3 protein-coding genes are annotated in these 2,625 nt (G+C 74.9%); all 3 read left to right on the forward strand.

The window, feature by feature from the left end:
* A partial coding sequence (locus MRQ36_RS32770; protein ID WP_278189097.1) for a glycosyltransferase family 9 protein occupies positions 1–267 on the forward strand: 267 nt, incomplete at its 5' end.
* Between the two features lie 44 nt (positions 268–311).
* Positions 312–1,298: a glycosyltransferase gene (locus MRQ36_RS32775; RefSeq protein WP_242798411.1), complete on the forward strand. Its 987-nt coding sequence runs from the start codon at positions 312–314 to the stop codon at positions 1,296–1,298.
* Positions 1,283–2,500 carry a glycosyltransferase gene (locus MRQ36_RS32780; protein WP_242798409.1) on the forward strand — a complete coding sequence of 406 codons (1,218 nt, stop codon included), beginning with the start codon at positions 1,283–1,285 and terminating at the stop codon, positions 2,498–2,500. Before MRQ36_RS32775 ends, MRQ36_RS32780 begins: the two co-directional genes overlap by 16 nt.
* Positions 2,501–2,625: the final 125 nt, after the last annotated feature.

Raw genomic sequence — 2,625 nt, forward strand, 5'->3', positions numbered from 1 at the left:
GCCCGCTGCGTGGTGGTCGGCAACACCGGCCCCGCGCACCTCGCCGCCGCCGTCGGTACGCCCGTCGTCAGCCTCTTCGCCCCGACCGTCCCCTACGGACAGTGGGGTCCCTACCGGGTGCCGAACGTCCGGCTCGGCGACGCCGACGCCGCCTGCCGGGACACCCGGGCGGCGATCTGCCCGGTCACCGGGCACCCCTGCCTGACCGGGATCGACCCGGCCGAGGTCGTCGCCGCCGTCCGACTCCTCGCACCCCCGCCCACCTGACCACCCCCGACCCTGTCCACCCCGTCCCAGTCGCGAGGAGAGGCATGAACGTTCTGCTCTGGCACGTGCACGGCTCCTGGACCACGTCCTTCGTGCACGGGCGACACCGCTACCTGGTCCCGGTCACCCCGGACCGGGGCCCGTACGGCCTCGGCCGGGCGCGGACCTATCCGTGGCCCGACAGCGCCGTCGAGGTGACGCCGGAGCAGCTCGGCCGGGCCGAGGTGGACGTGGTGATCCTGCAACGCCCCGAGGAGCTGGAGCTGGCCCAGCAGTGGCTGGGTCGCCGGCCCGGCCGTGACCTCCCGGCGATCTACGTCGAGCACAACACCCCCAAGGGCGACGTGCCCAACACCCGCCACCCGATGGCCGACCGGGACGACCTGCTGCTCACCCACGTCACGCACTTCAACGAGCTGTTCTGGGACAACGGCGGCACCCGCACCGCCGTCGTCGAGCACGGCATCGTCCCGCCCCGGGTGGAGTGGACCGGCGACGTGGACCACCTCGCCGTGGTCACCAACGAGCCGGTACGCCGCTGGCGGGTCACCGGCACCGACCTGATGCCCCGGTTCGCCGCCGTCGCCCCGCTGGACGTCTTCGGCATGGGGGTGGCCGGGCTGCCGGACGCGTTGACCGCGCGCGGCCTGGCACTCCCCCACCCGGTCACCGGCTTCGACGACCTGCCGCAGGACCGGATGCACGCGGAGGTGGCGCGGCGGCGGGCGTACCTGCACCTGTGCCGGTGGACCTCGCTCGGGCTGAGCCTGATCGAGGCGATGACCATCGGGATGCCGGTCGTGGCGCTGGCCACCACCGAGGCGGTGGACGCCGTACCGCCCGACGCGGGGGTGCTCTCCACCCGGGTCGACACGCTGATGGAGGCGGCCCGCTGGCTCGCCGGGGACCGCGACGCGGCGTACCGGCTGGGGGCGCGGGCGCGTGAGGTGACCAAGGAACGTTTCGGGCTCGACCGGTTCCTCGCTGACTGGGACCGACTCATGGAGGAGGAGACATGCGCATCGCGATGATTTCGGAGCACGCCAGCCCGCTCGCCGTCCTCGGCGAGGAGGACGCCGGCGGTCAGAACACCCACGTGGCGGAACTCGCCTCCGCGCTGGTCGGCGAGGGGCACGACGTTCGCGTCTACACCCGCCGCGACGCGGCAGGGCTCGCCGAGTCGGTGTCCACGCCGGCCGGCTACCAGGTGTGGCACGTGCCGGCCGGCCCCGCCCGGCGGGTGCCCAAGGACGAACTGCTGCCCTACATGGGCGAGTTCGGCAGCTGGCTGGCCGACCGGTGGCGGCACGGGGACTGGACCCCCGACGTGGCGCACGCGCACTTCTGGATGAGCGGCCTGGCCACCGTGCACGCCGGGCGGCGGGCCGGGGTGCCGACCGTGCTGACGTACCACGCGCTGGGCGCGGTGAAGCGCCGCCACCAGGGCTCCCGGGACACCAGCCCACCAGGACGGGTCGGCTACGAGCGGGCGCTCGGCCGGGCCGTCGACCGGGTCATCGTGCAGTGCGAGGACGAGGTGGGTGAGCTGGTCCGGCTGGGTGTGCCCCGGTCCCGGATGGCGCTGGTCCCCTCCGGCGTCAACCAGGAGGTGTTCCGCCCCGACGGTCCGGTCGCCCCGCGCGACCCGGCCCGGCCGCGGATCCTCACCGTCGGCCGGATGGTGGAACGCAAGGGCTTCCTGGAGGTCGTCCGGGCGCTGCCGGCCGTCCCCGAGGCCGAGTGCGTGGTGGTCGGCGGCCCGCCGGCGGAGCTGCTCCCCGCCGACTCGTTCGCCCGCCGGCTGCGCGCCATCGCCGAGTCCTGCGGCGTCGCCGACCGGGTGAAGCTGGTCGGCGCGGTGCCCCGCGAGGAGATGGCCGCCTGGTACCGCTCGGCCGACGTGCTGGTCGCCGCCCCCTGGTACGAGCCGTTCGGGCTCACCCCGCTGGAGAGCATGGCCTGCGGCGTGCCGGTGATCGGCACGAACGTCGGTGGCATCGCCGACACCGTGGTCGACGGGCTCACCGGCGACCTGGTGCCGCCGCGCGACCCCCGCGCACTGGGCACCGCGATCCGCCGGCTGCTCGCCGACAAGGTGCGCCGGTTCGCGTACGCCACGGCGGCGCTGGACCGGATCCGCAGCCGCTACTCGTGGAAGCGCTGCGCCGAGCAGCTCAGCGCGGTCTACGCCTCGGTGAGCACCGTCGCCCGACCGGCCCCGGCGGTGGCCTGATGACCCATCTGGACACCCTCGACGCGCACCTGTCCGGGCTGGCGGCGGCGCTGCTGCCGTACCGGCGGGAGGCCGAGCGGCTGGCCGACTGGGGCACCGAACTGGCCTGGACCCTGGCCCGGGGC

It is taken from the genome of Micromonospora sp. R77 (genome assembly GCF_022747945.1).
Lineage (GTDB): Bacteria > Actinomycetota > Actinomycetes > Mycobacteriales > Micromonosporaceae > Micromonospora.

What these genes read in the sequence shown, in the direction of transcription:
- MRQ36_RS32775 (WP_242798411.1), top strand. Translation starts at nt 312, where the DNA reads ATGAACGTTCTGCTCTGGCACGTGCACGGCTCCTGGACCACGTCCTTC.
- MRQ36_RS32780 (WP_242798409.1), top strand. Translation starts at nt 1,283, where the DNA reads ATGCGCATCGCGATGATTTCGGAGCACGCCAGCCCGCTCGCCGTCCTC.